At 42.5% G+C, this 25,999-nt stretch carries 28 protein-coding genes; 6 read left to right on the top strand and 22 right to left on the bottom strand.

Translation table 11 applies throughout. The annotated features are described in order from the left end of the window. A complete protein-coding gene (locus JOC33_RS08775; RefSeq protein ID WP_205092114.1) occupies positions 1-783 on the bottom strand; it encodes a patatin-like phospholipase family protein in 783 nt (260 codons plus the stop codon). Between the two features lie 166 nt (positions 784-949). Here JOC33_RS08775 and ylbJ point away from each other — a divergent pair, with 166 nt between their 5' ends. Then, positions 950-2,164 carry a sporulation integral membrane protein YlbJ gene (ylbJ, locus tag JOC33_RS08780; RefSeq protein ID WP_205092115.1) on the top strand — a complete coding sequence of 405 codons (1,215 nt, stop codon included), beginning with the start codon at positions 950-952 and terminating at the stop codon, positions 2,162-2,164. A gap of 58 nt (positions 2,165-2,222) precedes the next feature. On the opposite strand, the gene coaD is transcribed toward ylbJ, so the two are convergent. Both coaD and rsmD read right to left on the bottom strand, forming a co-directional pair. Beyond that, positions 2,223-2,705: a pantetheine-phosphate adenylyltransferase gene (coaD, locus tag JOC33_RS08785; protein ID WP_205092116.1), complete on the bottom strand. Its 483-nt coding sequence runs from the start codon at positions 2,703-2,705 to the stop codon at positions 2,223-2,225. Between the two features lie 11 nt (positions 2,706-2,716). Then, positions 2,717-3,265, bottom strand: a complete 549-nt coding sequence (rsmD, locus tag JOC33_RS08790) for a 16S rRNA (guanine(966)-N(2))-methyltransferase RsmD (RefSeq protein WP_205092117.1) — start codon at positions 3,263-3,265, stop codon at positions 2,717-2,719. Between the two features lie 470 nt (positions 3,266-3,735). Between rsmD and JOC33_RS08795 the strand changes: the two genes are divergently transcribed. Further along, positions 3,736-4,125: a DUF7147 family protein gene (locus JOC33_RS08795; protein WP_205092118.1), complete on the top strand. Its 390-nt coding sequence runs from the start codon at positions 3,736-3,738 to the stop codon at positions 4,123-4,125. Positions 4,126-4,342: 217 nt separating this feature from the next. Here JOC33_RS08795 and JOC33_RS08800 read toward each other — a convergent pair whose 3' ends face one another. Beyond that, on the bottom strand, positions 4,343-4,618 hold the full coding sequence (locus tag JOC33_RS08800; protein ID WP_205092476.1) for a YlbG family protein: 276 nt from the start codon (positions 4,616-4,618) through the stop codon (positions 4,343-4,345). Between the two features lie 180 nt (positions 4,619-4,798). Here JOC33_RS08800 and JOC33_RS08805 point away from each other — a divergent pair, with 180 nt between their 5' ends. Next, positions 4,799-5,128, top strand: a complete 330-nt coding sequence (locus JOC33_RS08805; protein WP_205092119.1) for a hypothetical protein — start codon at positions 4,799-4,801, stop codon at positions 5,126-5,128. Here JOC33_RS08805 and JOC33_RS08810 read toward each other — a convergent pair whose 3' ends face one another. The 5 genes from JOC33_RS08810 to JOC33_RS08830 all read right to left on the bottom strand — a co-directional run bounded on the left by JOC33_RS08810 (position 5,129) and on the right by JOC33_RS08830 (position 8,262). Continuing rightward, a complete protein-coding gene (locus JOC33_RS08810) occupies positions 5,129-5,566 on the bottom strand; it encodes a YlbF/YmcA family competence regulator (protein ID WP_205092120.1) in 438 nt (145 codons plus the stop codon). Between the two features lie 63 nt (positions 5,567-5,629). Then, positions 5,630-5,866: a YlbE-like family protein gene (locus tag JOC33_RS08815; RefSeq protein ID WP_205092121.1), complete on the bottom strand. Its 237-nt coding sequence runs from the start codon at positions 5,864-5,866 to the stop codon at positions 5,630-5,632. Between the two features lie 6 nt (positions 5,867-5,872). Continuing rightward, entirely contained in the window at positions 5,873-6,262 is a 390-nt protein-coding gene (gene ylbD / locus JOC33_RS08820) for a YlbD family protein (protein WP_205092122.1), read from the bottom strand. A gap of 242 nt (positions 6,263-6,504) precedes the next feature. Further along, positions 6,505-7,584 (bottom strand): CAP domain-containing protein, encoded by a 1,080-nt coding sequence (locus JOC33_RS08825; RefSeq protein WP_205092123.1) that lies wholly within the window; start codon positions 7,582-7,584, stop codon positions 6,505-6,507. Positions 7,585-7,833: 249 nt separating this feature from the next. Beyond that, the gene (locus tag JOC33_RS08830) at positions 7,834-8,262 is read right to left on the bottom strand and encodes a CBS domain-containing protein (RefSeq protein ID WP_205092124.1); all 429 of its coding nucleotides are present in this window, start codon (positions 8,260-8,262) and stop codon (positions 7,834-7,836) included. A 182-nt stretch (positions 8,263-8,444) separates the two neighbouring features. Between JOC33_RS08830 and JOC33_RS08835 the strand changes: the two genes are divergently transcribed. After that, entirely contained in the window at positions 8,445-8,813 is a 369-nt protein-coding gene (locus JOC33_RS08835; RefSeq protein ID WP_205092125.1) for a YugN family protein, read from the top strand. A 134-nt stretch (positions 8,814-8,947) separates the two neighbouring features. Further along, the gene (ytvI, locus tag JOC33_RS08840) at positions 8,948-10,006 is read left to right on the top strand and encodes a sporulation integral membrane protein YtvI (RefSeq protein ID WP_205092126.1); all 1,059 of its coding nucleotides are present in this window, start codon (positions 8,948-8,950) and stop codon (positions 10,004-10,006) included. A 78-nt stretch (positions 10,007-10,084) separates the two neighbouring features. Here the strand turns inward: ytvI and JOC33_RS08845 are convergent, their stop codons facing one another. The 13 genes from JOC33_RS08845 to glsA all read right to left on the bottom strand — a co-directional run bounded on the left by JOC33_RS08845 (position 10,085) and on the right by glsA (position 25,368). Further along, positions 10,085-11,263, bottom strand: coding sequence for a GNAT family N-acetyltransferase (locus tag JOC33_RS08845; RefSeq protein ID WP_205092127.1), 1,179 nt, complete (start codon positions 11,261-11,263; stop codon positions 10,085-10,087). Beyond that, entirely contained in the window at positions 11,226-11,765 is a 540-nt protein-coding gene (locus JOC33_RS08850; protein WP_205092128.1) for a GNAT family N-acetyltransferase, read from the bottom strand. Before JOC33_RS08850 ends, JOC33_RS08845 begins: the two co-directional genes overlap by 38 nt. 118 nt (positions 11,766-11,883) lie before the next feature. Further along, the gene (locus JOC33_RS08855) at positions 11,884-12,339 is read right to left on the bottom strand and encodes a DUF420 domain-containing protein (protein ID WP_205092129.1); all 456 of its coding nucleotides are present in this window, start codon (positions 12,337-12,339) and stop codon (positions 11,884-11,886) included. A gap of 93 nt (positions 12,340-12,432) precedes the next feature. Beyond that, positions 12,433-13,341 (bottom strand): cytochrome c oxidase assembly factor CtaG, encoded by a 909-nt coding sequence (gene ctaG / locus JOC33_RS08860; RefSeq protein ID WP_205092130.1) that lies wholly within the window; start codon positions 13,339-13,341, stop codon positions 12,433-12,435. 160 nt (positions 13,342-13,501) lie between these two features. Next, positions 13,502-13,825: a cytochrome c oxidase subunit IVB gene (gene ctaF / locus JOC33_RS08865; protein WP_205092131.1), complete on the bottom strand. Its 324-nt coding sequence runs from the start codon at positions 13,823-13,825 to the stop codon at positions 13,502-13,504. A 3-nt stretch (positions 13,826-13,828) separates the two neighbouring features. Then, on the bottom strand, positions 13,829-14,452 hold the full coding sequence (locus JOC33_RS08870) for a cytochrome (ubi)quinol oxidase subunit III (protein ID WP_205092132.1): 624 nt from the start codon (positions 14,450-14,452) through the stop codon (positions 13,829-13,831). Further along, positions 14,452-16,308: a cytochrome c oxidase subunit I gene (ctaD, locus tag JOC33_RS08875; RefSeq protein ID WP_205092133.1), complete on the bottom strand. Its 1,857-nt coding sequence runs from the start codon at positions 16,306-16,308 to the stop codon at positions 14,452-14,454. Before ctaD ends, JOC33_RS08870 begins: the two co-directional genes overlap by 1 nt. Before the next feature lie 43 nt (positions 16,309-16,351). Continuing rightward, positions 16,352-17,398: a cytochrome c oxidase subunit II gene (gene coxB / locus JOC33_RS08880; protein ID WP_205092134.1), complete on the bottom strand. Its 1,047-nt coding sequence runs from the start codon at positions 17,396-17,398 to the stop codon at positions 16,352-16,354. A gap of 76 nt (positions 17,399-17,474) precedes the next feature. Continuing rightward, positions 17,475-18,407: a heme o synthase gene (gene cyoE, locus JOC33_RS08885; RefSeq protein ID WP_205092135.1), complete on the bottom strand. Its 933-nt coding sequence runs from the start codon at positions 18,405-18,407 to the stop codon at positions 17,475-17,477. Between the two features lie 476 nt (positions 18,408-18,883). After that, the gene (pyc, locus tag JOC33_RS08890) at positions 18,884-22,327 is read right to left on the bottom strand and encodes a pyruvate carboxylase (protein WP_205092136.1); all 3,444 of its coding nucleotides are present in this window, start codon (positions 22,325-22,327) and stop codon (positions 18,884-18,886) included. Continuing rightward, complete coding sequence (locus tag JOC33_RS08895; RefSeq protein WP_205092137.1) at positions 22,324-23,523, bottom strand: FtsW/RodA/SpoVE family cell cycle protein; 1,200 nt, start codon at positions 23,521-23,523, stop codon at positions 22,324-22,326. Before JOC33_RS08895 ends, pyc begins: the two co-directional genes overlap by 4 nt. A 234-nt stretch (positions 23,524-23,757) precedes the next feature. Further along, positions 23,758-24,039, bottom strand: coding sequence for an Fpa/YlaN family protein (locus JOC33_RS08900; protein ID WP_205092138.1), 282 nt, complete (start codon positions 24,037-24,039; stop codon positions 23,758-23,760). Between the two features lie 396 nt (positions 24,040-24,435). Further along, on the bottom strand, positions 24,436-25,368 hold the full coding sequence (gene glsA, locus JOC33_RS08905) for a glutaminase A (protein WP_205092139.1): 933 nt from the start codon (positions 25,366-25,368) through the stop codon (positions 24,436-24,438). Positions 25,369-25,452: 84 nt separating this feature from the next. Between glsA and JOC33_RS08910 the strand changes: the two genes are divergently transcribed. After that, the gene (locus JOC33_RS08910; RefSeq protein WP_205092140.1) at positions 25,453-25,941 is read left to right on the top strand and encodes a hypothetical protein; all 489 of its coding nucleotides are present in this window, start codon (positions 25,453-25,455) and stop codon (positions 25,939-25,941) included. The last annotated feature ends 58 nt before the right edge of the window (positions 25,942-25,999 follow it).

Below are 25,999 nucleotides of genomic sequence, written 5' to 3' on the forward strand. Positions count from 1 at the left end.
TTAAGGCTCCTTCCAATCGGACAATCGCTGTTTGATCTGAGGAATTAATTTAGATGCTGCTTTTTCTCCTTCAGCAACAATCTCTTCGATATCGGTAAACGCTCTGGCGCTGAATTGGGAAACATCAGGCTGGATCATAATATCAGCCGATACCCCAAGATAGCTTACCAACTCATTCTGCATGATATCAATGCTTTGTATGATGACATCATAAATAGAATTGATGTTAGGGTCTCCAATAAAATGGGCACAATCTACGGCAATGACGAGGTCTGCCCCCATATCTTTGGCAACGGTGACCGGTACCCTGTCTATCACTCCTCCGTCGATATACAGTCGGTCCCCAATCTGTTCAGGGACAAAAATCCCCGGAATTCCTATACTTGCCCGGACAGCATCACTCGCATTGCCCGAGCGGAAAATTTTTTTCTTTCCGGAATAGAGGTCTGTCGCTACAATTCCTATCGGTATATCAAAATCCTCAATATTTTTGTTGAATGTAAATAGGCGAACATATTCTTTGATCCGCTTCCCTTGGACAAAACCCATTTTCGGCACAGTAAAGTCAAGGTAATATTTTCGCTTGAAGGTTGTTGCAAGCTTATACATATCTTCAATGCGCTGCCCTGCGGCATAGAGAGAACCAACTAAAGCTCCCATACTGCTTCCGGCAATCAAGTCGACTGGTATGCCATTATCACTCAGCGCTTTCATGACACCAAGGTGAGAGAATCCTCTCGCACCACCTGAACCTAATGCTAAACCTATTTTTGGACGCTTCACTATCCACCGCTCCCTGGCTCATGATCATACATTATTTTATGGCATATCCATATCGACTATGTGCATATCTTTAAAAGACGAACGTATGCTTGTCTTAATAAAAATCATTCTACTATGGATGCAAATAGAAGTACAGGATTCCGTACCTGTTGATAAGGAGGCTCCTATGAAGTCACAATTAAAATCCTTCTTTCTTGCGCTATTCACTATCCTGTTTGCCTTGCTGTTGATCCAGTACCCTGACCAGGCTCTATCAGCCAGTATCCGCGGTCTGGATATGTGGTGGGAAATCGTATTCCCCTCCTTATTGCCTTTTTTCATCATATCAGAGTTGATGATCGGCTTCGGTGTCGTTACCTTTATCGGCGTTTTATTTGAGCCGATTATGCGCCCTTTATTCAATGTGCCTGGAGCAGGAAGTTTCGTTTGGGCAATGGGAATGGCAAGCGGATATCCGTCAGGAGCAAAAATAACCGCCAGACTCAGGCAGGAAAAACAACTGAGCCGGACTGAAGCAGAAAGGCTTGTATCCTTTACGAATGCATCCAACCCCTTGTTTATTTTCGGAGCTGTTGCAGTAGGTTTTTTCAATGACCCTGCTTTAGGAATACTCCTCGCTTCCAGTCATTACATCGGCAACACACTGGTCGGACTTTCCATGCGTTTTTATAAAAAAAAGGATAAAAACATGCGGAGAAAGGAAAAAACAAGCTTTTCCTTAAAGCGTGCATTCCATGAACTCCACCTGACACGCATTCAACAGGAACGCCCATTCGGTAAATTGTTTGGTGACGCAGTGTTATCCTCTATCCAGACATTACTGATGATCGGAGGTTTCATTATCATTTTTTCCGTTATGAACAAGTTGATGTTCGTAACCGGAATCACTGCAGTAGCTGCGACAGGTTTCGAATATGTTCTGCACATATTTCATTTGCCGGCATCCCTCAGTATTCCCATATTTTCTGGATTGATGGAAATTACCATGGGTTCACAAATGTTGTCCCAGTCAGGCGCAGATATGCTCTATGCCGCAATAGGAGTCAGCTTCATTCTCGGATTCAATGGTTTATCCGTGCAAGCCCAGGTCGCGAGCATTCTTGCCGAAACGGATGTAAGTTTTGTGCCTTATTTTATTGGAAGACTCATGCACGGTTTGTTCGCAAGCATATTGTGCATATTCCTTTACGAACCATTATATCTTTCCCAAACGAACGGCGACGTCGATGCACTTCCCGTTTTGTCAGAGAGCGGTCATAGCTGGATAATTTATGTGTTAGAAAAAATGGAACAATTCGGACCGTTACTTACTATCGCAACCCTTTTCATTGGCTGTAACCTGCTTCTAAAAAGAATAAACTCTAAAAACAGCAATCGTTAAAAACCTGTCCTTTGACAAATTCGGACAGGTTTTCATCGTACGTTATGTAAGATAAGAATCAGGCTTTGTATTTTTCTTTCAGAGCTTCCTCAACAGGCGGAGGTACAAGGTCTGAAACAGATGCCTGGTATTTGGCAACTTCCTTCACGATACTCGAGCTTAAAAAGGAATATTGGTTGTTCGTCATTACAAAAAAAGTTTCCACTTCCTCATTTAGTTTTCGGTTCATGGAAGTGATCTGCATTTCATATTCAAAATCACTGACTGCACGCAGTCCGCGAAGTATTGCATTGGCGTTTTTTTCCTGAGCGTACTCCATTAATAATCCACCACAGGAGTCGACGGAAACATTATCCATATCTTTAGTCACTTCTTTGATTAAAGCCAGCCGTTCCTCAACATTGAACAAAGGTGCTTTTGACTGGTTATTGAAAACAGCTACAATCACATGGTCAAACACTTTTGCCCCACGCTGGATAATATCGAGATGACCGTATGTAATCGGGTCGAAGCTCCCGGGACATATAGCAAGGCGTGTCATTGTCTTCCTCCTTATCGATACATACTTATTCCAATAGAACTTCCATATATATCATGTTTGTATAGTTGAAAATCTGCTGCTTGATCTGGCAGCACTTCCTTCGCATCATGCTCACAGATTACAAATCCTCCGTTTTGAAGGAGGCTTTCTTCCTGAATCTTTTCAAGAAGCTTTACGTAGGAAACCTTTTTGTAAGGGGGATCGAGAAAAATGAGGTCAAACTTCAACCCCCGTTTACCTGCTGCCTTCATCGCACGAAAGGCATCTGTCCGGAACACTTCCGCATTTTCCGACAGTTTTAATGTCTCCAGGTTTTCATGGATAGTCTGGATAGCTTTTGGATGTTTATCGACAAATATACATTTCTCGATTCCACGGCTGATTGCTTCTATTCCTAGCCCGCCGCTGCCGGCAAATAGATCCAATGCCTGTCCACCTTCAAAAAAAGGCCCGATTATTTGGAACAGTGCTTCCTTCACTTTGTCGGTGGTCGGCCGAGTCAGTTTATTCGGAACCGGACGCAGCTGTCTGCCCTTATGTTCTCCTGCAATCACTCTCATTCAGAGCCCCCCTTTCACGCATCATTCTACATTATCCTACCATAAAAACATCAGGGCGGGAAACTTCCCCGTACAAGGATCAAATTTGTCCCTGATAAGTATATTTCCTTTATAAAACGACAATAATAGTCAATGAAGCAGCAAGCGATTGCATGCTGCTTTAGAAGACGGAGAAGGCTTACATCCCCATAAGCTCTTCCTCCGGTTTCTCCTCTCCCTTTGCTTTTTGTTTCTTGTGTAAGAGGCAAAAAGGAGGGCTGTTCCCATCCGCTATACTGATCTGTTTTCCGGCAATTATATTGACGGGGTTAACGGATACAGTAACAGCGTTTGGTGGACAGCCCTATTTTATTCCCCTCTGTTTACATAATTAAGTTATAGTAAATATATTCTCGCATTGAACCTATCTTCCCCTTCATGCTAAAGTAAGAATTGAAGTCACGCTATAAATAGAAAGCAGGAATGATACCATGATACAAAAATTTATCGAATTAGGCGAAGGGACAGCGGATCTTTATGAATTGCTCGAAATTGGGGACCAGATGTCCAGCCGTGTAAAGCATCTTATGGTTTTTCATACCGTAAAGAACCATAAACCTATTGCATCCCTGGTAATCGTTATGGAACCCTCAGGTGGAGATAAATTCCAGCCAATATACATCTGCCGGGAAGGCATTCCTGACCCAGAGGACAAACAAACGAAACGGTACGAAATGTTTGTGCAGCTGGCCGAGCGACTGGATAAAAACATAATCGATCTGACGGTGAAGCCATCAGACGCTTTTTATGAATCAGACTTATATTATCAGCATCTGATCGGCATATTACGGATGAACAAATACATCCCACCTATGCAGTAACAAAAGCGTAAGCGCCTGTTTACCCCCGACCAGCTTAAGCCAAGCCTCGCCGTGACGCTCTTTGTCACAGAGAGGATCGGCTTAAGACCTCGAGGGGGTAGGCGCTGAAGCTGGATGAATCAAAAGCGGAAGCGCCTCGCTTACCCCCGACCAACTTAAGACAAGATTTCTCAGAAAAAAAGCCAGCCCTCTTCGCGCGAGGTCTGGCTATATCCGTTCATATTCCCATTTTATAATCGTATTGCTTTGCCTTATCTGGTTTTGCATTCTCATAATCCGTTTTAATGTCAGGTTTGTGGGAAGGCAGGACTCTGGATACGAAAGGCATCCTGTCCATTCTTTCCATGATTTCCTCGTACCTTTCTCTATCGACATAAAGAACGGCGTATTTACTCTTTTTAGAGGCATAGATCAAATGCCCATGTTTTTTGATTTGCCGTAAGTTTTTCATATGCTGAAAATATATAATCATTCCTTGACGGTTTACAGTCATCATTTTATCCTCGCTTTAATTGGCATTTACAGTCAGTTTATCAGAATTCAAATTTTCAGGCAATTGTATGATAATAAATTCACACCTATGTATAATGTTAAACAAAGCTTTACTGAACCAATTATAGGGAAAACCTGTAATGGAATTGGTTCATTGGCTCTCAAAAAGGAGGACTGGTGTATGACGGATCATGAACGAGCCTGGCAATCTTTCGAAAAACTATTAACTGAATCTGAAGAAATTGAGAAGTATCAAATTAAAAAAATAACTGGTCTTCCTTTTCTCTACTTAACTCCAGAGTCAGGGAGAAGCCGAGCTGATTTGGATGAACTGTTGAAACGGACAGCAGCTTCCGCCATGAAAGGAAAACGCCTGACCCTTGCGATGAGTTTTGTCCGCAAAGATCAGGCGTCCTATGTTTATCGGGTTCGTTTTCTAGTTCCCCAGCGTAAAATGTTTTGCTGCGGTAATCTATGCGATGATTGCATCCGCTTCACGAACCCGATGTAATCAAGAAGCGCAGCCGCATCCGCCGCCGGAACCACAACCGCAGCCACTGTCGGTCAGGGCCATGCCGTCCTTTGGCACTTTAATGGTCGTAGAAATACTATGAGCTACCACATGACTTACTTCATCAAGTAATTTTTGCAGCTCCCTTTCTTTCATTTTGAACGATGCAACTTTTTCGTTCATATCCATTTCCCGCTTAGCTGTACGTACTTGTTTCATTATATCGTTATAATCAGGATGATAGCGTCCGAAACGCTGGACATCCTCATAATGGTCTTTGATTCGTTGGAATTCCTGGATCAACTTTTGTGCCTGTTCATCCTCTTCCAATGCTTTTTTTGCAGACTGGTAATCAGCCATTGGCTCAGACTGCAAAATCATTTGCCCTACCTGCTCAGAATGATCCAGCAGATCGACAATTTCCATTGTGGCAAGCATCACATCCACCTCCACTCCCATCATACCAAATATCAGGTATGAAAGGAAAGATGCTGGAATTATTTATCCATCCTTCATCGCTTTAGCCATATGGATTAACATATTCATCATTTGCAGCTGATTACCGATTCGTTCAATTCTCTGGATAGAAGTTTTACCGAAGAAATATTTCATCTCCTTATCAAACTTCATATATTGGGTAGGATCCCTGGTAAGTTTTCGGTACCACTCAGGATTAAGGCGTATGAAAGCAATTCGTTCTTCATTATTTTTTAAGAATTGATATACCTCTGGCTGCATGATTCATCAGTCCTTTATAAAAGGGAACGAATTAGATTTTGGTCCCTGGGATTTCTGCTTCATCTCCTGAAACTGCTGAACGAGATTCTGAAGGTTTCCAAGAGCCCCATTCAATTGATGGATATGGCCATTGATATTATTCCAGTTGACCTGGTCTACCATTTGTACAAACTGAGACATCCATTCTTTTTTCCCTGTATCTTTTTCCGCTGATTTTTCCGTCTTTGTTTCACTGAAAGATTCCCAAAATGGATCTTCTTCGCCTAACAGCAGCCATTTTTCGTAGTAGTCCTGCATAACTTTTTTGTTATTTCGAAGCTCGTGCTTCACTTTAGGATGCCTGTTGACAAACTCGCGAAATTGTTCGACATTTGGATGAAGCGATTTTCCTTCCATCGAAAACACCCCACTATTTCTGATTTACCTTATATTAGCCTATGCACCTCTTTATGAATCGTGCTGGTAAACCAGTTCCTTACACATGTGCAGCTTAGAAAAATCGTATGCACTCATCCTTACACGAATGCGTTAATGCTATTACTTGGAACTTTAAATATGTCACTAATTCTAAAAGCTAATTTTGTTTTAGTCTATTAAAAAAGACTTCACCCTATTCGGGCAAAGTCCTCAGACATATTTCACGGCAAGGCTAAGAAGTTCTGTGTATAATAATCCTGATATACCCCAACCCCGAGATGAGTGTAACCTTCATGTAACAGGGCCTCTCTATGCCCTTTGCTGTTCAGCCAGCCCTCCACAGCCGCTGCAGCGTCGGGATACTGGGCAGCGATGTTTTCACCGGCCCTAACATACGTCACTTTTCCTTCCTCTAACCTTTCTTTCAGACCGGTTCCATCCTGGCCGTAATGCGAAAAGTAATTATTGATACTCATATCCTTGCTGTGCAAAAATGCCACCTCAGCAACCGGCTCGTACCATTTCACCGGCTCCTTGCCAAAGCGCAGACGAATGCGGTTTGTGATATCAAATATTTGTTTTTCCCTTCCATTTTCTATTGCCGCCCATTCTTTTTTTAAAATGGCAGGGTTGTCAGGCAATTCGCCACGATAAGTTACACGATAAGGCTGCTGCTTCAGCAATACCTCTGCATTCATCACCCTGATGGATGATAATTTTTGTGTAAAAGTATCAAAATATAGCTGGGCATAAACACTGTCGCTCAGCTTAACGAGTGGTCTGCTTTTCATATCTTCTTCCGTCAACTGGAAGGTAAACTGCTCAATCCCATCGGTATAAGTCACTTCCTGTTTAAATTCATGTATAGACTGGACAGAAGCATAATCCTGGCCGATTGAGAGAGGTTCAGCTTCCAGATCCTTCCCTGTTACGAACCAAGTGACAATATTTCCTTTTTGAACGCCGAACTGCAGGTATTTCTCAGGATCCTTATTATAAATCCACCATTCAAAGCCGTAGGCGCTCGCATCTTTTCTTGCCGGCTCTCCAAAAGCTTCTATCAGACTTTGCTCATCCTTGCCAATCCACTGGTATAGCGAGCCTTTAAATTCCAGTGTCTCCTTGTTCTCTGAAGAATTGGAATCTGGCTGGCTTTCTTCCAGCATTTCTGCTACTTCAAGAGCAGCTTCCTTCCCCTTTTCTATCCCTTGCTCTATTTTTTTATCGGCGATTCCCCCATCAACGATGAGATAGACTCCGCCAGCCAAGAGCAACAGCACCAGTAATCGCAGTAAATTCAAGGTGCATTTCCCCTATCTATTATTAATAATAGTGCTTCTATTAAATCATCTATCTCCATTATAATCCTTTTGGCAAATAAATATGTATAATCGGCCTGTTCATGTCCTTTACATAAACTAAAACATAGAGAAACATCCTTTGATTTTTGCAGGTAAGACAGTAAGCCGCCTCAAGCTTAGCCGTCGCTTAGACAGCAAAAAAGCTGTCTCTAAAAAGCCTGTGATAGACTTTAGAGACAGCCTTCCTTATTAATGTAGTTCAGGTCTTTCAGAAATCCGCTCCAACGCTTCACCAGCAGCCTGGTCGGACATATGTTCAACGGACAAGTCGCCAAGCGCAAGAATTCCAACCAGCTTTCCCTGGTCAACGACAGGCAGACGACGAACTTTGTGTTCTGCCATAGTATCACTTGCTTCCTGCAGGGAAGCATCTGGTGATACATGATATAGCTTTTCACTCATGACTTCCTGAATCGATGTGGAGCCAGGCTTTTTTTCTGCATATCCTCGGATTACAAGGTCACGGTCAGTTACCATCCCCAATAATTCGTGGTTACTGTTGCAAATTGGAACAGCTCCTACATTTTTTTCTTTCATCAAAGTAGCTGCATCAAACAAATGATCCTCCGGACTGCAGCATGAAACCTCATCTGTCATAATATCACGGACAACTTTCATTTTCTTTTCCTCCTTATCATCACGGTTTCAGACAGGAAATCCTGCCCAATCATGGTTTAGTGTTTCCAAAACGTCTTAAAAATTACATGCAACTCCAATTTTTTTATAGTATAATAAATTGCATCATGCCCAATTTCATACTATGATTGTCATAGATACATACAATTTGCGAGGTGGAAATAATGAGACTAGAAGGTACTGGGATTGAAGAAGTAATCGTTGAACAAAAACCGATGCATCATATTTTGAATAAAGCCGGATTCATTCGCGGAGGACAATGGGATTATGAGCGGATCACCTATGATTACAAAATAGGTTCACCGGAAAAAAATATCACCTATTATGTCCGGATTCAGGGATATGCCATCGAAGGTGATGTAGACACAGGAAATGCAGTCTTTAAAATGCTAACCCCACTCCTTGGGCGTCATTATTACCCGCACGGGGTAGAGTACGGAGAACAAGAGGAATTTTCCAAAGACTTAATTGAACGGGCGAAGAAACTTGTGCATAAAGCTGCGGATGAATTGAAAGCACACCACACAGAATGAGAGCATACATTTATATGAACCGCTTTCCTTAATATCAGGGAAGCGGTTTTTCACATTATTAACTGTTCAAAATTTGTTATTTTTGCTATATTTTGAAGTAGAGTTGCAATAATGAAGGGAGATACATAACTAAATTGTTCAAATACGTTACGAAACGCCAATGGATATTACTACTAACCGCAGTTGTTATCATCATCGCCAGCTACTACCTGCTTCCTGTCTCAGTGCCATTGATAGTCGCTTTGATTACGGCTTTGTTCCTTAACCCAGCCGTCCGATGGATGCAGCTCCGCTTCCGGTTCAAACGTAAAGTTGCGGTCATAATCGTATTTTTATTGTTTTTGTTAATGATCAGTATAATAGGTACATACGCAGTGACAAAAATGGTAACACAAGTGGTCCATTTCACAGATAATGCACCGTACTATGTAAAACAAATTAACCAGGTGGTAAACGACTGGGAAACTTCCATGGACCGTTATGCGGAAGATCTACCTGATGAACTTGTCGCAGAAGTTACTTCTGGTATCCAGAATAATGTCCGAAAGCTGACAGAAACAATTACGAACAACCTGACGATAGACAAAATTGCCATTGCATTTGCGAAAATACCAGAGTACATCGTGAGCCTGCTTGTATATCTGATTGCTTTGTTCCTGTTTATGCTTGAGATACCACGGCTAAAAAGCAATGCTTATGCCCATATGACGGAAGAAACCTCTGAAAAAGTCAAATTTATGAATGCACGTCTTTCATATGTGGTTTTTGGTTTTTTAAAAGCTCAATTTCTCGTCAGTATCATTATTTTTATTGTTTCTTTGTTAGGATTGTTGATAATTACGCCTGAAGTCGCTGTTGTAATGTCCTTAATCATCTGGATGATTGATTTTATACCGATAATCGGCTCAATCGTCATTCTTGGACCATGGTCGGTCTATATGTTCCTTACAGGCGACTTTGTAACAGGCACCCAGCTTGCCATTCTTGCTCTGGTACTTCTTGCGATCAGACGGACGGTAGAGCCAAAAGTGATGGGCAGACATATCGGCCTGTCACCGCTTGCGACATTGATTGCGATGTTTCTGGGATTGCAATTGATGGGCCTGATGGGGTTCATTCTAGGACCGTTATTATTAATTGCTTTCAACTCTGCTAAAGAGGCAGGAATCATCAAGTGGAATTTTAAAATTTGACAGAAGAAATGCTGCCCGCCGTGGAACGGTCCGGGCAGCATTTACGTTAGAAGGAATAGGAATACCCAATGCAGCTTTTTAGAAAAAATCGAGAAATGCAGCGGTCTGTGGACGTATGGTTTTCTCAAAAGCAGTTATTTTCTCGGCATCGCCTTTCATTCTTTCCATAAATACGGCTGACTTCACATCCATATTCCCACACATGATGGCCGTCAATGACTGTATGTCCGTATAAATATCAGCCTGATTAAAGCCATTAACCTTCCTGACTTCAACAGCTTTACCGCCATTCACCCTCCACACCCAGGTCCCATCATTCCAGCCAGCTTGCTCATCTCTTATATGTAATCGGAGGTCGAATGATTCTTCCGCAGAATAGAAAGGATATTCTTTAAAAAACGTTTCTACGTCCACAATTCTGGCCATGAAATAAGCCTTTTTCATTTCTTTGATGCCAGGATTCTCAAAGTAGATAGCGTCCAGATTGTTCGGAAGCAGCATCATTTCCACTTGGTTTGTCATAGAGTCATGATTTTTCACCCATTGTAAAAGGGAATAAAAAGCGTCGGCAGAATGATAGATGAATTCTTCAATGACCAGCTTGTCGGATTTCATTGTGCTGATGATATAACCTGCTGGGTCACCAATATTATCGTAATGCAGGATGATTACAGATTCCGAATCGATTACCCTTCGCGTCCACCACCAATCTTTACGGACGAGCATTAGCGTATATTGAGAGGCTGCTTTTTCATATAAATGGTTCAGTTCATCCCGTGCTTCCTGATATGTTTTCCGCTTTAATTTGCCTTTTGCCTGGTACTTTTCAGATAATAAATCTGAAGGGCTGGATTGATAAGTATGTGTGTACTGGGTAAGTTCATAACCGAATTTACGGTAAAAAGGAACAGAAAAAGGATGAAGTAATGACAGGGAAATACCCTTATCTTTCATTATGGAGAGACTATCTTTGATCATCTGAGATACATAACCTGCGCGGCGATACTCTGGATAGGTAGCAACCCCAGCAATTCCACCCATACGTACCCGCTTTTCTCCTAAATATACTTCTAATGGCAGTAAGTGGAGCTTTGCTGCAAGCTTCTCGTCTTCGAAAACAGCTAAGATATCCTGCTTATCCATCTGCCATCGTCTGTCTTCTTTTTGTTCTTCTGTCAGTCTATAGTTGAATGCTGCTTCACCCAGCTTCATAATTTCTTCATATTCCTCTTTTCCTGCTTTCCTGATAATAGCCAAATACTTCCCTCTCCTTTCGAAACACTAATATATCACGTTTACTGGCAATTTGTTCAAAATAATTGTGCTTTAACACCCTTTGGGATGCTTCGTTCCTTTTATCACATTGGGCTTTCACTTCATCCGCACCATTGTAAAAAGCCCAACCCACCATTGCCTCAACCGCTTCCGTTGCAAAACCTGTATTTCGTTCCGAGGGAAGAATGTAGTAACTAAGTTCCACAGCACCCTCTCGGTCGGGAGGATTATGGAATCCGATATCCCCGATAATCCTTTGGTCTATTTTTGAAACGATAAACCATGGGCCGAAGCCTACCACCTGGGTACCGTTTGCCAGATTCTCGGTATATAAAGGAAGTCTGGCCAGTAAACCATTGTGCGGCCAGTTTTCGTTCCAGGCGATTTGATATGTAAAATAAAATGCGAGCGGATGTTTGATCAGCTTCTGCCCACTTTCCTCTGTTATCGGCTTAATCAACAGGCGAGAAGTTTCCACAATCATATCTATCTCCTCCAGATATCATCAGATGATTAAAAGAAACCATTACTATATACCTTTTCCCACATACAGCTAAACAAAAAATCGCATCGAATCACCTGATCCCATGCGATGCACAAGTTTACATTCCGAATATGGCGCGGAACACATTCGTCGTTTCCCCGCTCTCATAGATAATATACAAAAGAAGATAGACCACTACTCCTGTAACAGCCGAACCAAACCAGATAATACTTGTTACAGGACCGAGTTTTCGATGCTTCTGAATTTTCCTTTTCAATGCCAGCCTTAGTGTGACAAGACCGAACACTGCTCCAGTTGTCGCTAAAATAATATGGAAAATCAAATAAATCGTATAATAAATCTCTATCTTTTCCGGCCCCCCAAAACTGGTATTACCTACCAGAATCGTTCTGGACAAATAAATGAGAAAGAATAGCAGCGCACTGATGGCAGCCGCAACCATAACCCGCTTATGCTCAATCCGCTTATTTTTCGCAATCAGCACCCAGCCGATTGCAACCAGAATTGCACTAAGCGCGATAAAAAAAGTACTGATGGTAGGTAACAAAGGCATTTATTTCCATCCTTTCACTGAAACTACTAATATAATATCACAGACTTCAAAAAAATAGCTTTCCCAAACAGCCAGGAAAGCTAGATATAACTATCACGAATCTTGTGGAGCATTGGCAGGAAGTGGATCTATCGAATATCTTTCCTTGTTGAACCAGCCAAAGAATATTTTGGCAATCATTACACCGAAAATAATTTCCTGAGCTACCTTCATCATGATTCCTCCAAGTTGCTGATCTTCAAGCAAAGGAAGTGGGGAAAACAGTTCGGGACCACTCATTTTCAGACTGCTAAGCCCGCTTAATACATCACCTGGGACGCAAAGACTCATCGCCTGGAACCATGCACCATTTTCCGTGTACGTACTATAAATAGTCGTGTCCGCGAAAATGATCAATGCACATGCAGGAGTAATCAATACACCATTTGCGAAAATGTATCCGATTTTCAAAATCGGACTTAGTTTGTGCAATTGTTCAATCGGAGGAAAAACAACGAGCCACATACAAAATGCAGCGAATAAAAGAACAGTTACGATAGCCGCATGCGCGATTTCATTTGCCTTCACATAATCAAAAACTACTGGTAAATGGTATAACGAGAATAATCCATTAAATAACAACAGAGCAATTAAAGGTTTTGTCAAAAGCTTTAATACCGAACGTATTATTGGAGCATCAAAAACCTTTTTCCACATCCATGCCGGTATCCCTTTGATAAATAAAATCGGCAGCAAATAACAGTATAATGCCATCTGAACCATGTGGGACGTAAAAATGATATGAGTCAATAAGTCAATCGGTGACCCTTTTATGATATAAAGAAGCAGCAATCCTCCATAAAAGTAAACTTGCTGACTCACATCCGGTCGCTCAGAATCTGTAAAACGGTGCCTGCCTGGACCGGTGAGAAAATAATATATACCTGCTAAAACCAGCATGAAAATAAAATAATATGGACTCCACAAGGCTCGAAAGCCGAAAATCTGTAACTCTAACCACATAATATTTCACTCCAGATAGGTCATGATATACCTTATTTTAAACGATTCTCCTGCAAAACTCGAGCCTTTCTCCTTTATAAAGTCAATTTCACAAAATTGACACACATTCTATTAAATTGAAGAAAGAGACCGGTGCTAAGCAACCGATCTCTCTTCAATATTACCACCAAATGATTGTTGTAAATGTAAGGATGGTCATAACAGCGACAGAAATGCCTCCGTAGATCATCAAAGCAGGCATTTCATGGCCCTTATTTTTCATGTGCATGAAATAATAAAGCTGGAAAATGACCTGGACAAGAGCCAGTAATAATATAATTGGAATGATGAAATAACGATCGATGACATCAGAAACGACAAGAGCGAATGCAGCTATCGTGAAGATGATCATCAAAGCAAATGTAACGACTTGCTGTTTCATCTCTTCCTTATGCGCTTCTTTCTTGAAATCAGTAGTGCTCTTCGTTTTAGTATCCTTTGCCATTCGTTAACCCACCTTTCCCATCAGATAGACAACTGTAAAAATAAATACCCAGACAACGTCAATGAAGTGCCAGTAAAGACTTGCTACATAGAACTTCGGTGCGTTGTACAGGTTGATTCCACGCTTGGCATTTCTGATTATCAGTGACAGAATCCACAGAAGACCGAATAATACGTGTCCTCCATGAAAACCAACCAGCGTGTAGAACGCAGAACCAAAGGCCGATGAACGGAATGTGAAATGCTCCCCATGTATATAATGGTAGAACTCATAAATTTCACAACCAAGAAATGCGAAACCGAGAGCGACGGTAACACCGAGCCAAACCAGCATTTTTCCAAGGTCATTGTTTTTCATATGGTAGATCGCATAGACACTTGTCAATGAACTGGTCAAAAGCAGCATTGTCATGATAAAGACAAGCTCAAGCCCGAATAATTCATCTGCACTTGGGCCGCCGGCAGTTGAATCATTCAAAGCAAGATAAGTCCCAAATAAACTTGCAAACAGTACAGTTTCTCCCCCAAGGAAAAACCAGAAGCCGAGGAATTTGTTCTTACCTTCCAGGGTGGCTTTCTCAGGCTCATGGGGCATACGTTTTGGATTTAATACATCTTCATTACTCATTAATGGCCACCCTCCTCTTCTAAATCTTCTTTATGGACATGGTAGCCAAGATCATCCTTCACAGAGCGGATAAGCATACAGCCTAGCGTAATGCCCATTCCGATAAATACAAGTGATAACCAGGCAATATTATCAACCTGATAAATGAAACCAAATCCGGCAATGAAAAGACCAAGTGACATAACAAAAGGCAGGATGGAACTGTTCGGCATATGAATATCGCCTAACGGTTCAGCCGGTGTCATACCTTTCTTGCCTTCAGACTTTTCCACCCAAAGTGGATCGAGACCACGAACAAGCGGTGTCTGTTTGAAGTTATAAAATGGAGGTGGTGATGGAATCGACCACTCTAGCGTACGGCCGTCATATGGATCAGCTGGCGCTTTTTCTTCTTTCACCGCTGTATAAACGACATTTATTAGGAAAACGATTGTACCAAAAGCCATGAAAAACGCACCAATGGAACTGATCATGTTTCCAGTTTCAAGTCCTTGTCCTTCAAGAAACTTCCAATAACGACGCGGCATCCCCATCAAGCCAAGGAAATGCTGGATGAAGAAGGTCAAATGGAAACCGATGAAAAATGGCCAGAAAGTAAGCTTTCCAAGTTTCTCATTCAATACTTTACCAAACATTTTCGGCCACCAGTAGTGAAGACTGGCGAAAATACCGAAAACAACCCCGCCCACAATGACGTAGTGGAAATGGGCAACAACGAAATAAGTATCGTGGTACTGATAGTCGGCCGCAGCTGATGCCAGCATGACACCCGTCATTCCACCGATAGTAAATGTCGGGATGAATGCAATGGACCAAAGCATGGCAGTAGTCATCCTGATAGCTCCGCCCCACATAGTAAACAGCCAGTTGAAGATCTTAATACCCGTCGGTACGGCAATCGCCATGGTGGTTACTGCGAAAATGGAGTTAGCCACTGGCCCCATACCTGTTGTGAACATATGGTGAGCCCAAACCATGAAACCAAGGAAACCGATCAAAACGGTTGCAAATACCATGGCAGAATATCCAAATAGTCGTTTTTTCGAAAATGTAGAAAAAATATCGCTGAATGCACCAAATAGAGGAAGAATCAAGATGTATACTTCCGGGTGCCCGAAAATCCAGAATAAATGCTCCCAAATGATGACGTTACCGCCGGCATTAACGTCAAAGAACGCAGAACCGAACATGCGGTCGAACATCATCAGGAACAAACCGACTGTCAATGCCGGGAATGCAAATAGAATCAACGTGCTTGTTACGAAAACAGCCCATGTGAAAAGCGGCATCCTCATATAGCTCATCCCTGGAGCCCTCATATTGACAATTGTTACAAGGAAGTTGATCCCGCCAATCAAGGTACCGGCCCCAGCAATCTGAAGTCCGATGACATAGAAATCGACTCCGTGTCCCGGTGAAGTAGTGGACAGTGGTGCGTATGCTGTCCATCCGGCATCTGGCGCTCCTCCCATGAACCAGGAGCAGTTAAGGATAACTCCCCCGGCTAAAAACAGCCAAAACCCTAAGGAATTAAGAAATGGGAAAGCGACATCCCTTGCGCCTATCTGTAAAGGCACCACGGCATTCATCAGAGCGAATATCAATGGCATAGCTGCAAGGAAAATCATGGTTGTCCCATGCATTGTCAACATTTCATTATAAAGACCTGCACTGATGAATTCATTATCTGGTTTCATCAGCTGAATACGTATAATCATAGCTTCTAATCCGCCTAACAGGAAAAACAGACCTCCGGAAACCAGGTAAAGATGTGCAATCTTTTTATGGTCAACGGTTGTCAAGTAGTCCCATAGAAAGGCGCCGAAGCCTTTCTTTTGCGCTACTGCAGTACTCACGCTTTAACCTCCCTTTAAACCTCTCTTATATCATTAGTTTATCTTATTCTTTTGCAGATTCCGGTGTTATTTTTGATGGTTGAAGCTGCATCAAATATTCGGCAATTTTAGATGCTTCTTCTTCACTCACCAAGTTAGATGGCATGTTATTTCCTGGTTTGAATTCATCAGGGTTAACTATCCAATCCACCAGATTTTCTTTTGTTGGTTCCAGTATACCGGCAATCTTAGTACGGTCTCCGAAGTTCGTCAGATTTGGTCCGACACCTTTTGGAGCGGAACCGATTGCGTGACAGCTCAGACAATTGTTTTGGAATAACTCTTGTCCTTCCTGAGCAACGGTTGTTTCTGGCTCAGCTTTAGGATCGACATTTTTCATATCATTGACCCATTGCTCAAATTCTTCAGGACTTACGACAACAACACGGAAATCCATCAGAGAGTGTGCGGGTCCGCAAAGCTCGGCACAATGTCCCCAGTAAACCCCTTCTTCATAAGCTTCCAGGTACATGGAGTTTTCATTGTCTCCCGGATTTGTATCCACTTTACCTGCAATGGAAGGTACCCAGAAGGAGTGGATAACATCGCTTGATTTCATAGTTAAGTATACGCGTTCGCCTTCAGGAATATAAAGGTCCTGGCTGGTGGAGATTTCCTGTCCCTTATATTCGAAATGCCACCAGAATTGGGAACCAGTGACTTCCACTTGTATGTCTGATTTCTTAGTTGATTCTTCGGCTAAATCAAAAGTAGCCTGAACTGTTGGTACAGCTAATACCAATAGCAGGATGATCGGTATGACTGTCCAAATGATTTCTAATGCTTTGTTACCTTCTGTTTGTTTTGGAATGTAGTTTTCCTGTCCTTTTTTTGCACGATAACGGACCAGTACGAATGTATAAATGGCCATTACGACAATAAATACAAATACCATTATGGCAATACTTAGAATCATTAGATCTAGTATTACTTCCGCTCCGTAACCTTCAGGCTTGAGAGCGCTTAAATTTTCCTTTCCACAACCCGATAAGACCAGGGCAAGTGAACTGAAAAGGAACAGAGCACGGAATTTTCCCATCCATCCTTTCATGAATTATACCTCTCTTTCTCTTTATGAACTTATATTTTATAACCAAGCCCCGGGGCAGCCCGGGGACCTGGCTTGGTTAATAAGGAATAGTAACAATGACCATTAGTGGGAAAATGACAGTCAGGTACAGCAAGGAATAAAGGAACATCCAGTTCGCCCATTTCAAATCATTCTTCATCACAAAACCTGCGATTCCAAGGGCTAGCCATCCAAAGGTCATTATAAGGCTGATTGTAAGAAAGACAGTGCCTAATGAAGCTAAATAGATTGGCAAAGGCAGGAGGCATGCAATATAGACGACAATCTGCCGCTTGGTTATTTCAAAGCCATGTACTACAGGCAGCATCGGAATATTTGCAGCCTTATATTCGTCTTTCTTTTTCATTGCCAGCGCCAGGAAGTGAGGCGGCTGCCATATGAACATTATTAAAAACATAATCAATGCTTCCAATTGCAGTCCGGGATCAATAGCAGCCCATCCAATCAGAGGCGGGACGGCACCTGAAAAGCTGCCGATGACAGTATTAATCGTGTATCTTCTTTTTGACCACATTGTATATAGCACTACATATACAAACCAACCGAATGCCCCGAGAAGGGCAGCTTCAATTGTAGTAAACAGTAAGAATACAAAACCTAAAACAGATACTACTATTCCCATAGTTTTAATGTGGGATAATGCTATAGTTCCAGTTACGGTTGGGCGTGTCTTTGTCCGAGACATGACATGGTCAATGTCTCTATCGTACCAGTTATTTAGAATGCATCCACCCGCTATGATAAAAGCGGTTCCGACCATTGTCATAATGAACGTCTGCCAATGATCAAGGAAGGATGTATCTGTAAAGTACAATGCCAACCAGAAACCAGCGAAGGTCGTAATCAAATTAGAGTTGATGATACCGACTTTGATCAGACGCTTGATGTCAGCCAAAAGCGATGACTCGCTGACAGCCGAATGATTGATGACTGGTGAAGATGTTGATTCGACTGTTCTCGGATTGTTCATCGTATTATCTCCCTCCCTTTTACATCCCTCACAAAACGTTTTACTGCTCGGACAATTCCATCGGAAACCACCGTTTTAAAGAGGGGTGTTAAAAAGTTAATAAATGTGTGAAACCCCTGCAAAAGTCCGCGGGGCAACATCCTCATTGTATCATGGAATCATGTTTCTATCTATTTAATCACAAGGATTATATTTGTGACAACTTTGTGAATTCGGACTTCACTAACTCAACATGTTCTTCCACATACATTTACCATTCAGCTTTCATATAAATGAAATTAGCGGGTTGGAAATGGAGCAGGAAAATTTGTCCTGCTTGATAACCCCCTATATATTTCTAGCAAACAACAGCCGACAATGCAAGGTTTTTTAGTGTAACTAAAGATTATCAATGCTTTTATGATGGCTTCACAAAAAACAAGGGTGCTCCGAAGTACCCTCATACTTCCGGAGCCCCTTACTATTATTATGGACAATTATACAAATTCAATTAATAAATCTCCTACATGGATAGCTTCATTATTGCCAACATACACGTCTTTTATCTCCCCATCAAAAGGAGCCTGGACAGTGGTCTCCATTTTCATTGCTTCTGTGATCATCAGATGGTCACCTTTTTTGACTCTTTCCCCTTTTTCCGCGAGGACTTTTATGACAGTACCTGGCATACTGGCACCGATATGTTTTTCATTAGATTTATCGGCTTTCGGTCGTTCTTCCACGATCGACTTGACATTGGAATCTTTGATGACGACTTCCCGCGGCTGCCCGTTCAATTCGAAATAGACAGTCCGTGTCCCATCAAGCTGTGCTTCTCCAATGGAGACAAGCTTTACAATCAATGTCTTTCCTTGCTCGATCTCTACTTCAATTTCTTCTCCGAGCCGCATGCCATAGAAAAACGTAAGTGTATCCAGCATTGACATATCTCCATATTGTTCATAGAAACGATGATAATCCATGAACACTTTCGGATATAAGGCATACGTGATCATATCAAAGCTGGTCACCTGGCGATCCAATGAATGGAAAAGAGTTTTTCTTAAATCATTGAAGTCTACCGGTTCAAGCAATTCCCCCGGCCTTTGCGTGATCGGATTCCTTCCTTTCAGGATGATCCGTTGCAGTTCTGATGGAAAACCTTGATAAGGCTGACCAAGGTAGCCCTGGAAGAATTCCACCACGGAATCCGGAAACGCAAGCGACTCCCCTTTTTCATAAATATCATCTTCGGAAAGGTCGTTCTGTACCATAAACAAGGCCATGTCGCCTACCACTTTGGATGAAGGAGTCACTTTGACGATATCGCCGAAGAGATCATTGACACGGCGATACATTTTTTTCACTTCATCCCAGCGTTCTGCTAATCCGACAGCTTTTGCCTGCTGCTGAAGGTTGCTGTACTGACCTCCTGGCATTTCATGCTCGTAGACCTCTGAATGAGGGGCTTTCATGCCACTCTCAAAATCAAAATAGTATGCTCTGACATCCTCCCAATAGTGTCCGAGCTGTTCATAGGATTTAATGTTAACGTCAGGCTTACGTTCATTGCCCTCCAGTGCATAGTACAAACTGTTGGCACTCGGCTGTGAAGTCAGCCCTGCCATTGAACCTGCGGCAACGTCCACTGCATCGACTCCAGCCTCTACTGCCCGTGCATACGTAAAGATTCCATTTCCGCTTGTATCATGAGTGTGGAGGTGGATCGGTATATCTACTGTTTCCTTCAGGCTAGAAATCAATTGATACGAAGCTTCAGGCTTTAACAGACCTGCCATATCTTTGATGCCTAGAATGTGGGCGCCTGCTGCTTCAAGTTCCTTTGCCATCTTTTTATAATACTCCAGATCATATTTCGGACGGGCGGAATCTAATATGTCACCTGTATAACAGATAGCTGCTTCAGCAACCTTATTATTCTCCCGTACAGCCTCGATTGTAAACTTCATTCCTTCGATCCAATTCAGGCTGTCGAAGATACGGAATACATCGATACCGGCTTGCGAACTTTTTTCAACAAATTCCTGGATCAAATTGTCTGGATAATTCTTATAACCAACAGCATTGCTGGCACGCAGGAGCATTTGGAACAATACATTCGGCATCTTTTGACGGAGTTTCAATAACCGCTGCCAAGGATCCTCTTTTAAGAAACGATAGGAGACATCAAATGTCGCCCCTCCCCACATCTCCAGGGAAAATAAATTCGGAAGCATGCGGGCAGTAGGCTCGGCAATCGTTTCAAGATCCTTCGTCCTGATTCTAGTCGCAAGCAGTGACTGGTGGGCATCACGGAAGGTTGTATCAGTCAACAAAACTTCTTTTTGTTCCTTCAGCCAATTTGCAAGACCCTCCGGACCCTGCTTGTCAAGAATCTGTTTTGTGCCTTCTGGTACCGGTTCTGAAGATTTCACCTTCGGAATCCGAGGTTTCGTGAAAGCCGGCTTTTTCTTTTGTTCCATCCCATCAAAACCATTGATCGTTCGATCGGCGATGTAGTTGAGCATCTTAGTACCCCTGTCTTTACGTTTAGGAAAAACAAACAGCTCAGGGGAACTGTCAATAAACATCGTGTTGTATTCTCCTGACAGGAACTGCTTATGCTGTATGACATTTTCGAGGAAAGGAATATTGGTCTTTATGCCACGTATCCTGAACTCACGCAGGTTCCGTACCATTTTATTTGCAGCCTGCTCAAAGGAAAGAGCCCAGGTGGAAACCTTGACGAGTAAGGAATCATAAAACGGGGAAATAACAGCTCCCTGAAACCCATTGCCAGCATCAAGACGGACACCGAATCCGCCACCTGACCTGTAAGCCATGATTTTGCCTGTATCGGGCATGAAATTGTTCAGTGGGTCTTCAGTGGTTACACGGGATTGGATGGCATACCCATGAGTTCTGATATCATTCTGCTTAGGAATGGCGATAGGATTATCGTGAAGCTTATATCCTTCTGCGATCATGATTTGTGATTGGACGATATCAACACCAGTAATCAGTTCAGTGATGGTGTGTTCCACCTGCACACGGGGGTTTACTTCAATGAAGTAAAATTCATCTTTGGTTACGAGGAATTCTACAGTGCCCGCATTTACATAATCGACATTCTTCATTAGCTTGACTGCAGCATCACAGATAGCTTCCCGTAAGTGATCAGACAATGAAACACTAGGTGCTATTTCGACAACCTTCTGGTGACGGCGCTGGACAGAGCAGTCCCGTTCATATAAATGAACAATATCCCCATGGAAGTCACCTAATATTTGAACTTCGATATGTTTTGGTTCTTCTATCAATTTTTCTACATAAACCTCATCACTTCCAAAAGCTGCTTTCGCTTCAGACTTGGCACGTTGGTACGCCTCTTCCACGTTACCGGCAGTTCGCACAATACGCATGCCACGTCCACCACCGCCAAGAGATGCTTTGATGATGATCGGGTACCCATGTTTTTCACCGAAAGCTGCCACTTCCTCAAAGGTTGAAACTGGCCCGTCACTTCCTGGTATGACAGGAATATCAGCCTTTATCGCCTGTTCCCTGGCCTTTACCTTATCACCGAATATATCAAGATGATGACTGGTCGGCCCTATAAAAGTGATGCCTTCTTCTTCACATCGACGGGCAAAATGGATGTTCTCTGACAAAAAACCGTATCCGGGATGGATCGCATCTACACCGACGGTTTTAGCAATTTCGATGATACCCTCTATATCCAGATAAGCATCAATCGGCTTTTTACCTTCTCCCACCAGGTATGCCTCATCTGCTTTATAGCGATGATAGGAACCGGTATCTTCCTTGGAGTACACTGCCACTGTTCGAATGTTGAGCTCCGTACATGCACGAAACACCCTAATCGCGATTTCCCCGCGGTTAGCGACGAGAACTTTGTTGATTTTCTTCAATTCTGTCATGATTTCACTCCTTGTCTTTCTAGCTGTTTCCTTTGGAAACTGGTCTGGTTCTCCTGTGGCGGCTGTTGTTCATCCTGTGTTTCCTGATCTTCTTTGGCTTTAACTTTGCGGGCAATGTTATTCAGGATTCCGACTGAGAGCATCATGATTAAAAGCGATGAACCTCCATAACTGACAAAAGGAAGTGGCACACCTGTAATCGGAAGCATACCACTCATCGCTCCAAGATTAATAAAGGACTGGATGGCAATCATGCTGGAAATTCCCAGGGCAAGCAGTGCCCCGAACGTATCCTTGCATTTTCTCGAGATGTACAGACCACGTAATACAATGGTACTTAATGAACCTACAACAATCAGTACACCTATGAACCCTAATTCTTCTGCAATAACAGCCATAATAAAGTCGGTATGTGGTTCTGGGAGGTAGCCAAGCTTTTGTACTCCCTGTCCGAGCCCTTCACCAAGAATTCCGCCTGTCCCAATTGCAACGTACGATTGGATCAGGTGATAACCATCGCCCTCTGGGGTCTCAAATGGCTGATAAGCTCCAGTAAAACGGGCCAGCCGTTCATCTGTTACCATTTGAGGAGCAATCAACAGGACAAAAGCAAGGGTAACTCCCACCAGCAATCCTATGTGCTTCCCTTTAATCCCTGAACTTGCAATCACAAAGCTTGCTATCAATCCAATGATAGCAGCTGTACCAAGATCCGGCTGCAATACGATCAGACCGAGAATCAAGCTGGTTAAAACTAACGGAGGAACCACTGCTTTTCCGAATTGGTCAATATAACGCTGTTTTTTGGCATAAACAGAGGATAAATATATAATTATGCCAACTTTAACGATTTCCGCGGGCTGCAGACTCATGAACCCTAAGTTGTACCAGGAAAGAGAGTTATTGACTTCATTACCAAAAACAAACAAGCCTGCTAAGGATAGTATCATTACCAGAACGATCAATTTAGTAAGTCTTTGCAGATGACGGTATGGGAATACAGCAAAGAACAGCATCAGTAAAATTCCTAATGCAGCCCAAATCATTTGCTTTTTCATGAAATAATCACTGGATACCCCTAATACCACCGGGCCATAGACCATACTGGCGCTGTAAATCATTACGACACCGAAAGCACATAAAATAATCGGGGTGAACATCAGAGTAAAGTCGAAACTCTTAAATTTTTGTCGCATCTCGTTCCATCCTTCTATGTAGTGTTACTAGACAAGTATCTGAAATTCCTGCTTATCCGTAAAGACCAATCGTATATTTTCTTTAAATATGTAAAAGTTCTTGCAGAATATCCGTGCACCTATATATTCTTCGGGTAATCGTTGGATTTTCTGACAAGTCTCTTTTGTAACCGCTTAAGGTATAAAAAAACTCAAATCACAACAAGTATGGTTGTCGTAATTTGAGTTTGTATATCAAGACTTCTGGGCCGCTTCATGCAAAACATTCAGTTGTTGTTCAAGGTTATCGAGTAACGCTTTGCCTTCTTCTTCACTGATCAAATCAAGGCGGACAGCAAAATCTATTTCCCGTGATAAACCGAACATTTGTGTATCTAATACCTCTTCATATAAAGGGCACTGCGGCATCGTCAGGTTGTCCATTTGCACTTTGATCAACTTTAAGATCTTATCTGCATCAGCCTTAAGAAGGGCATAGGCCTTTTCGCGATGATCCACAGCCAGATCAGATAACATCAAAATCCCCTCCATTAACAGACTTCTTCTTATAATATTATCGCCTGTCCCGGAAAATTGCAAGATAAGTTATTAGTCTGCTTAAAAAAACACCAGCATCATTGCGAGGGTGCTGAAAAAAGTCCTTTCTAATCTAAACAAACTTTTAAAGTTTGTTGTTGATTCTCACGAATGGCTTAGCGGTGGGTGCTTGCCGCGGGCACGGCCTCAAGCCTTCTTGGTCAAGAAAATCACTTGACCAAGTTGATCTTCGGCTCGCACTGTTCCCGCAGGCGTCACCACCTAGCGCTCATAATGGAATCCACAGAGGTAAAACGGAAAAGAATTCTAAGACCTTCAGTTATTCAATAGCCTCCATCATCACCAACCTCTCCCTTATCCTGCTTGATTATTTACTCAGAAGATGGAAAGGTCATAACGGTTTGATAAGAGTTCCAATAATTTCAAACCGACAACGCTGTTCCCTTTTCCATCAAGGGCTGGTCCGTATACAGCGATTCCACCATAGCCGTTTACCGTTCCCACAACCGCTCCGGAAACACCACTTTTTGCTGGTATTCCTACCTTAATTGCAAATTCTCCTGAGGCGTCATACATACCGCAAGTTACCATAAAGGTCTTGCAAATACGGGCAAGGTGCATCGGGAGAATCCGCCTTCCTGAATCCAGATCCTTTCCTTCATTAGCAAAAATGGCACCAATTCTTGCAAGCTGCCTGATATTTACTTCGATCGCACATTGTTTCGTATAGGCATCAAGGGTTTCTTCTACGCTTCCTTTGATGACGCCATGCTGTTTCATATAATAGCAAAGCGAACGATTCAGATGGGCTGATTCATACTCCGAACTCGCCACTTCTGTATTGTAAGTGATCGAGCGATCGTCGGTCATCTCATGGATAAAACTTAGCAGACGTCCTACTTTTTCGTCAGGAGTGATTCCATGTATCATATTTGTCACAGCAAGGGCACCCGCGTTAATCATTGGATTCAGGGGTCTGGAAGGATTATGTGTTTCTAACCGGTAAATCGAATGGAAAGGGTCGCCGCTTGGCTCCATACCCACCCTCTCAAACACATACTCTTCTCCATGATCCATCAATGCGAGCGCAAGGGATAGAACTTTGGAAATACTTTGCAGGGTAAAGCAGCATACCTCGTTTCCTGCACTGACACTATCGCCATCCAAATCACATATGGCTACTGCCAGATCATCCGGATTCTGTTTGGCAAGTGCCGGAATATAATCCGCTACCTTCCCATCTCTTGCGTAAGGGCGGACATTTTTCAGCCAATCTTCTAATATCTCCCTTGTTATGCCTTTTGACATGATACAGCCTCCTTGTGTGCATTCAGTCGTGATATTTGCTATTCTTGGTTCAGGTGATTATTCTATCGAAAGGTGGCCGCAGCCATGATTGTCCAAATTAAAGGAAATGTAAAATACCCGATTACCCTTGACCCAACGGTATGGATCTTTGATGATCGAAAAATATCTTTTGAAGAAGCCTTCGGAAATGCTGATGAAAAGGATTCTTCAGAAAATGATTTAGAAAAAGCCTCCATGCGCTGGGATAGAGAAATTTATCAGCAAAAAATTAATCCGCCTGTTAATAAAAGCATATCCCGTTTTGAAAAAGAAAAAATCCTAAAAGGTACATACCTGATTCCATTAAAGCCGTTCGTTGCTACCAGTGAACCTGATAGAAACAGTGACTCCATTACGTTAGTGACGAACGAAGGGGATGTCGAAATTACGATTTCTCAAATGCAGCAAAGTCTTGCGCTTTTTTCAGAAGCAGGTAAGCCACTGAAGGAAAATGGTCCGATTCATATTTATTTTGAAGACGAATCCAACAAAGACAAGCCGATTAAAGGTGTACAACAAATTATTTTTCATTAACAGCCAGACTAACCCACGAGACTTCGTTCTCGTGGGTTAGTCTCTTTAGTTTCAAGCT

The sequence above is a fragment of the Thalassobacillus pellis genome (assembly GCF_016908295.1).
Classification (GTDB): Bacteria; Bacillota; Bacilli; order Bacillales; family Halobacillaceae; genus Thalassobacillus; species Thalassobacillus pellis.

Coding starts and splice junctions, on each gene's coding strand:
- ylbJ (WP_205092115.1), top strand. CDS start 950: ATGAAGTCACAATTAAAATCCTTCTTTCTTGCGCTATTCACTATCCTG.
- coaD (WP_205092116.1), bottom strand. CDS start 2,705: ATGACACGCCTTGCTATATGTCCCGGGAGCTTCGACCCGATTACATAC.
- rsmD (WP_205092117.1), bottom strand. CDS start 3,265: ATGAGAGTGATTGCAGGAGAACATAAGGGCAGACAGCTGCGTCCGGTT.
- JOC33_RS08795 (WP_205092118.1), top strand. CDS start 3,736: ATGATACAAAAATTTATCGAATTAGGCGAAGGGACAGCGGATCTTTAT.
- JOC33_RS08800 (WP_205092476.1), bottom strand. CDS start 4,618: ATGACTGTAAACCGTCAAGGAATGATTATATATTTTCAGCATATGAAA.
- JOC33_RS08805 (WP_205092119.1), top strand. CDS start 4,799: ATGACGGATCATGAACGAGCCTGGCAATCTTTCGAAAAACTATTAACT.
- JOC33_RS08810 (WP_205092120.1), bottom strand. CDS start 5,566: ATGCTTGCCACAATGGAAATTGTCGATCTGCTGGATCATTCTGAGCAG.
- JOC33_RS08815 (WP_205092121.1), bottom strand. CDS start 5,866: ATGCAGCCAGAGGTATATCAATTCTTAAAAAATAATGAAGAACGAATT.
- ylbD (WP_205092122.1), bottom strand. CDS start 6,262: ATGGAAGGAAAATCGCTTCATCCAAATGTCGAACAATTTCGCGAGTTT.
- JOC33_RS08830 (WP_205092124.1), bottom strand. CDS start 8,262: ATGAAAGTTGTCCGTGATATTATGACAGATGAGGTTTCATGCTGCAGT.
- JOC33_RS08835 (WP_205092125.1), top strand. CDS start 8,445: ATGAGACTAGAAGGTACTGGGATTGAAGAAGTAATCGTTGAACAAAAA.
- JOC33_RS08850 (WP_205092128.1), bottom strand. CDS start 11,765: ATGATTGTGGAAACTTCTCGCCTGTTGATTAAGCCGATAACAGAGGAA.
- JOC33_RS08855 (WP_205092129.1), bottom strand. CDS start 12,339: ATGCCTTTGTTACCTACCATCAGTACTTTTTTTATCGCGCTTAGTGCA.
- ctaG (WP_205092130.1), bottom strand. CDS start 13,341: ATGTGGTTAGAGTTACAGATTTTCGGCTTTCGAGCCTTGTGGAGTCCA.
- ctaF (WP_205092131.1), bottom strand. CDS start 13,825: ATGGCAAAGGATACTAAAACGAAGAGCACTACTGATTTCAAGAAAGAA.
- JOC33_RS08870 (WP_205092132.1), bottom strand. CDS start 14,452: ATGAGTAATGAAGATGTATTAAATCCAAAACGTATGCCCCATGAGCCT.
- coxB (WP_205092134.1), bottom strand. CDS start 17,398: ATGAAAGGATGGATGGGAAAATTCCGTGCTCTGTTCCTTTTCAGTTCA.
- cyoE (WP_205092135.1), bottom strand. CDS start 18,407: ATGAACAATCCGAGAACAGTCGAATCAACATCTTCACCAGTCATCAAT.
- pyc (WP_205092136.1), bottom strand. CDS start 22,327: ATGACAGAATTGAAGAAAATCAACAAAGTTCTCGTCGCTAACCGCGGG.
- JOC33_RS08895 (WP_205092137.1), bottom strand. CDS start 23,523: ATGCGACAAAAATTTAAGAGTTTCGACTTTACTCTGATGTTCACCCCG.
- JOC33_RS08900 (WP_205092138.1), bottom strand. CDS start 24,039: ATGTTATCTGATCTGGCTGTGGATCATCGCGAAAAGGCCTATGCCCTT.
- glsA (WP_205092139.1), bottom strand. CDS start 25,368: ATGTCAAAAGGCATAACAAGGGAGATATTAGAAGATTGGCTGAAAAAT.
- JOC33_RS08910 (WP_205092140.1), top strand. CDS start 25,453: ATGATTGTCCAAATTAAAGGAAATGTAAAATACCCGATTACCCTTGAC.